Origin of the sequence: Lentilactobacillus parakefiri (assembly GCF_002157585.1) — a bacterium.
GTDB classification, from domain to species: domain Bacteria; phylum Bacillota; class Bacilli; order Lactobacillales; family Lactobacillaceae; genus Lentilactobacillus; species Lentilactobacillus parakefiri.
In genome coordinates this window covers 2,401-7,277 of sequence record NZ_BDGB01000029.1, presented here as the reverse complement: position 1 = coordinate 7,277, position 4,877 = coordinate 2,401, and the positions used below count along the sequence as shown (strand labels likewise).

At 40.7% G+C, this 4,877-nt stretch carries 7 protein-coding genes; 6 read left to right on the top strand and 1 reads right to left on the bottom strand.

All coding sequences use genetic code 11. From position 1 onward, the window contains the following. From LPKJCM_RS01975 to LPKJCM_RS01950, 6 genes are all read left to right on the top strand, one after another. Nucleotides 1-523: IS3 family transposase (locus LPKJCM_RS01975; protein WP_263851677.1), on the top strand; the 523-nt coding region annotated here is incomplete at its 5' end. A gap of 148 nt (nt 524-671) precedes the next feature. Further along, complete coding sequence (locus LPKJCM_RS01970) at nt 672-1,130, top strand: ATP-binding cassette domain-containing protein (protein WP_240034621.1); 459 nt, start codon at nt 672-674, stop codon at nt 1,128-1,130. 137 nt (nt 1,131-1,267) lie between these two features. After that, nucleotides 1,268-1,639 (top strand): GntR family transcriptional regulator, encoded by a 372-nt coding sequence (locus tag LPKJCM_RS01965; protein ID WP_057962406.1) that lies wholly within the window; start codon nt 1,268-1,270, stop codon nt 1,637-1,639. Next, a complete protein-coding gene (locus LPKJCM_RS01960; protein ID WP_057962407.1) occupies nt 1,639-2,352 on the top strand; it encodes an ATP-binding cassette domain-containing protein in 714 nt (237 codons plus the stop codon). Before LPKJCM_RS01965 ends, LPKJCM_RS01960 begins: the two co-directional genes overlap by 1 nt. Then, complete coding sequence (locus tag LPKJCM_RS01955; RefSeq protein WP_057962409.1) at nt 2,345-3,136, top strand: hypothetical protein; 792 nt, start codon at nt 2,345-2,347, stop codon at nt 3,134-3,136. The genes LPKJCM_RS01960 and LPKJCM_RS01955 overlap by 8 nt, the downstream gene beginning before the upstream one ends. A 187-nt stretch (nt 3,137-3,323) precedes the next feature. Next, nucleotides 3,324-3,980 carry a CPBP family intramembrane glutamic endopeptidase gene (locus tag LPKJCM_RS01950; RefSeq protein WP_057962408.1) on the top strand — a complete coding sequence of 219 codons (657 nt, stop codon included), beginning with the start codon at nt 3,324-3,326 and terminating at the stop codon, nt 3,978-3,980. 214 nt (nt 3,981-4,194) lie between these two features. Here LPKJCM_RS01950 and LPKJCM_RS01945 read toward each other — a convergent pair. Further along, nucleotides 4,195-4,877 (bottom strand): site-specific integrase (locus LPKJCM_RS01945; RefSeq protein WP_225364082.1); only part of this gene is annotated, 683 nt, incomplete at its 5' end.

Below are 4,877 nucleotides of genomic sequence, written 5' to 3'. Positions count from 1 at the left end.
TTTCTCGACCACTGGTTTAAATCAAAAATGGACCGCTGATATGACCTATATTCAAACGAAGCGTAATGGCTGGTGTTACTTATCAACCATCATGGACCTGCACTCACGACGGATTATCGGCTATTCGTTCTCAAAAAAGATGGCTACTGATTTAGTCTTAAAGACCCTTGAAAGCGCGGTTAAAAATCGAACCATTACTGGGGACCTGATTATCCATACGGATTTAGGATCACAGTATACCAGCGATGATTACAATCAACGTTTAACTGAACTACATATCCGCCACTCATACAGCCGTAAGGGTTGTCCGTATGATAATGCGCCAATGGAATCCTTTCACGCTTCCCTCAAAAAGGAATGTGTTTATCCAGTGCCGGTCTTTGAAGCTTATGAAACTGCCGCTGCCGTCCTTTTTGAATATGTGCATGCTTTCTACAATAGGAAGAGAATTCATAGTTCACTGGGCTACCAGACCCCCTTACAAGTTGAAATTGCAACACTTACGAGCCAAATGGCCGCCTGATTTAATGCTTTCCAGGGTTCAAATAAGTTATTAATCGCGATTAATGATTTATTTGAGCTGTGGAAGGTAAACGCGGTTCTGAATGTCTCTTAAAACCTGTCTCAAATATTGACTTCAATCCATAATTCCAACAGCAGGAAAGGTAATTGTGGATGGGGAAGCTCTCCATGATAAGTTTGACTTCCCTGATAGTATGGGTGTAACAATTGAAAATACAACATTCCCCAAGGATCTTACCGGTTTCCAAAACTTGGTAGCGTTGTCGAAAATTAAAAGAATTGCAACAACAAAGGATATCAAGAGTGCATTTGGGAAAATTGGACTGAGTGAGAGTGACTGGAACACGAAGGTTGCGAACTATTCCTTGGGGATGAGGCAGAAGTTAAGCATTGCTCAAGCAATCTTCGAACGGCCTAAGCTACTTTTGTTAGATGAACCAACGAATGGCTTGGACGAAGAAAGCACTTGGCTTCTGAGAAAGACACTCAAAGAAATTGCCGATGCAGGGAGTACCGTGATTCTTGCTAGCCACGATAAAGAAGATATTGCATATCTAAGTGACGAAGTGATTCACATGGATGGTGGCAGGATTGTTAATAAAAATTGATTTATCAAAACCGTTGCACGCAGCTGTGTAGCGGTTTTTGTTTTGCTATTGATATTAATAATGTGGGTTTTACTTGTTCTTTTGTTAAAAAGGCGTTATAGTGTAATAGTAAAATGTAACACTAGGGAGGTGGCACAATGAAGTTTGATGACAAGATCCCAATTTACTACCAGATTAAGAATTATATCTACCGCCAAATTATTGTTGGCGAACTGGCACCTGGTGACAAGCTGCCGGCAGTTCGCCAGTTGGCCGTTAACTTAACGGTCAATGTGAACACGGTTCAGCGGGCACTGGGCGAACTAATTTCAGAAAAGATTATTGAACCGCAGCGCGGCAAAGGTAACTTTGTGACCGAGGATCAAGGAACAATTGAAAAGCTCAAGAAGCTGTTGATCACCCAGCAGCTTCAGGAACTCTACGAAAACCTCCATCAATTAAACGTGACCGATACAGAAATCGTTTCTTATTTACAGGATTATATCGCTAAAAGAAAGCAGGTGCAGTGATGACGAATACGATTGAGATTAAAAATTTGAATTACCGGAAAAATTACCGGAGTATCTTGGAAGATGTTAATTTGACGATTGAATCAGGAAAAACAGTTGGGCTGCTTGGCGAAAACGGCGCCGGGAAGACAACGTTAATGCGGTTGATAGCTGGCGTTGCCAAGGGAGCTTCGGGCAAGATTACCGTTGCCAATCAGGACGGGGTCCCTGAGAAAAAGTCGGTGATCAGCTTTAGTGAACAGCTGAATGGGTTTAGCTCGAATATGCGTATTGATAAGATCATTCGCTTTTACGAGGACGTTTACCCAGACTTCTCCACCAAGAAGTATAACGAGATGGCAGGATTTCTCCAGATTGATGAAGGACTGCGGCTGTCCGCTTTGTCACGAGGGATGAAAGAAAAATTGGTCATTGGATTGACTTTATCGCGTGACACAAAAGTCTACTTGTTGGATGAGCCATTTGGCGGGATCGATAGTATGACCCGCAAGAAAATCATCCAAAGTATCATCAAGTGGAAGAGTGATGACGCCGTGATCCTGGTTTCTGATCACTACGTCTCCGAAATTGCCAGCATTTTAGATGAGGTGGTCATTATTAAGGACCGCACGATTTATACCCAGAAGAGTGCTGAGGAAATTCGTTCGAAGTATGCTGAAGGCATTGAACAGTACTATGAAAGTATTTATGAAGGGAATGACATTGATGACTAGCTTTTATGACTTGCTCAAACCATTGACGCGGCCGAAACTGCGAATTATAAACCGGATTATCTTGATTGATGTAATTGCAATTGTATTGACCCTTATTTATGAGGTCTATCGGGGCGACTTGGCAACCGATAGTCCACTCGGAATTACCGTCTCATTTTCGGTGGTTGTCGGGATTGTGGCGTTTGTACTCGTTTCACGGAATAGTGAGCATCTGTTCGTGAGCGACGCATATCGGTTAATCCCCGCCAGTGACACTAAACTCTATTCCGTGAATTTGCTGTCCTCATTTATTGTGATGGTCTACGGTGGCATCACCCAGCTGATTTTGTGGCTGATTGCAGCGATTCCGTTCTGGGGAGACTTTGGTGACGCGTTCAAACAGTTGTTTCATTACACGGCGACCCATGCGGACAGACCGAATTTTGTTAAGAATATGATTCTAATGACCATTGGCGTGGTATTATTAACCATTGCTGCAACGCTTCTTCTATGGGTTTCACTCACCTTGATTCATTTATCGGGGAATGCATTAACTGCCTTCCTGCCGGATGCAAGACAGAAGTTCTTCAGATTTGTACTCTACGTGGTCGTGATTGTGGCCTTCTTGTATGTCTCCTCGATTATTGACAACCGGGTTGATGGCGTCTTGAATCATTTCTTTAATATGAATGGGAGTGTGATTATGAGCCTTTATTACGCAACTATTTATCTGCTGGGATTCACGGCATTGGAATCTGTTGGGAATGTTTATCTTTTGAAACATTGGGTTGAAACGGATAATTAATGATTTGTTTAATCTGAATGCGACCGGAACAAACTGACATAGTTTGCCCCGGCCTTTTTTTCTTGGAAATGATTCGACAAATGAGTGGGCAAATTATCAGTCGTCATTTATTGGCTATATGCGCTTTGGCTGGGGTGATTTGATGATATAATTGAATTCTAAATCTAACGAAATGGAAGTCGGTATCTTGAAAAAGGCTTGGTCAATGAGGACGTTTTATTTGAGCTTCGTTCTTTTGGTGCTTATTTGGTTTGCGGGTCGCGAACTGATTAACTTTATCGAACAGCAGGACACAACTGGGATTGGAAGCGATCTGGTTAGTTTAGGAATCAAGACGGTGATCATGGTTGGCCTGGGCCTGTTCTGGATCAATCGCACGAACCAGCAGCTATGGGTTAATAAGCGCAAACTTTATAACGGAAACTTCCCGACTGTGTTTTGGGTGGTGCTGGCAATGTTTGTTGCCTACTTGTTCTTCTTGATGTTGAGTGCCCATCACGGCTTCTACATTCAATCAAATCCGTTCAAAAGCGGTGAGTTCCTGAGTGTGACCCTGGGTGCCGGTTTAATTGAAGAGTTCTTGTTTCGTGGGTTCTTTATGAACTTTTTGATGAAACGTTATGGAATTGTTGCTGCCAACATGATTCAAGCAATCTTATTTCAGATTAGTCATTTTCCACTTTACTATTTGGAAGGCTTAACGGTTTGGGCTTGGTTGATTAATATCGCCAACGTCTTGCCGCTCGGCCTGATCTTTGGCTGGATGTTTTACCGAACCAAGAATCTCTGGCCGACCACCATTCTGCATTGTGTATGGGATTCCGGGGTAACCTTGCTTATCTAAATGCCCGTATAACGGCTTTATGGTTAAAATTAGAACATTTTTTAAAATTAAAAATGCCTATATATCAACATTTAAAGCAATGCTTGATTTTTAAAAAACACAAGAAAAGATAAGAAATTAAACAAATAACGGTCAAATAACGGTCAAATGAGAAGCTTAACAGCAGTGAAAACAGGACGATTATAAAATCAATAACGGTCAAAAAGGAAACCAATTAACGGTTTCCCTTTGACACTTGGTTAACTTTTTCCTGTGGCGATAATTTATCAAGTTCGTTTCGAATCTGTTCATCATTTTTGGCCTTGTACTCATCAATTAAATAAGAATACGTACGAGTGGTTGTAGATATGTTGGTATGTCCTAATCGTTTGGATATGATATAAATATCAATTCCACATGCTAACAGATACGCAACGTGAGTATGTCTGAGAGAGTGGAAATGAAATCCTGACCTATTGATACCTAAGTCTTTTAAACTCTGCCTGAGCTTTTTATTTAGGGCACTAGAAGAAGGAATGGTGTTAAACTGATTCATAAAAACCATGGATTTATCTTTACGATGATCTTTTAATATTTTTAAGTCATCAAGCAAATTGTTATTCACGGAAATAATACGCTTGGATCCTTCATTCTTTGTATCTTGAAATCCACCACCCTGCATATAGTTCCAAGACTTGCTAATACTAATGGTCTTAAAATTAAAATTGATATCCTTCCAAGTCAAGGCCTGAATTTCTCCTAATCTTGCACCAGTCAGCAAAGCGGTTAAGATCATAAAACTGGAGGTATAGTTAGGATTTAAATTATTTTCTAAATAAGAGGCTAACCTTTTAACTTCATCAATATTTAGATATTCAATTTTTTTGTCTCGAGATTTATCATAAATAATTTTGGATG

Bases quoted from the DNA above. Each gene is read 5' to 3' on its own strand.
- LPKJCM_RS01965 (WP_057962406.1), top strand. From the start codon at position 1,268: ATGAAGTTTGATGACAAGATCCCAATTTACTACCAGATTAAGAATTAT.
- LPKJCM_RS01960 (WP_057962407.1), top strand. From the start codon at position 1,639: ATGACGAATACGATTGAGATTAAAAATTTGAATTACCGGAAAAATTAC.
- LPKJCM_RS01955 (WP_057962409.1), top strand. From the start codon at position 2,345: ATGACTAGCTTTTATGACTTGCTCAAACCATTGACGCGGCCGAAACTG.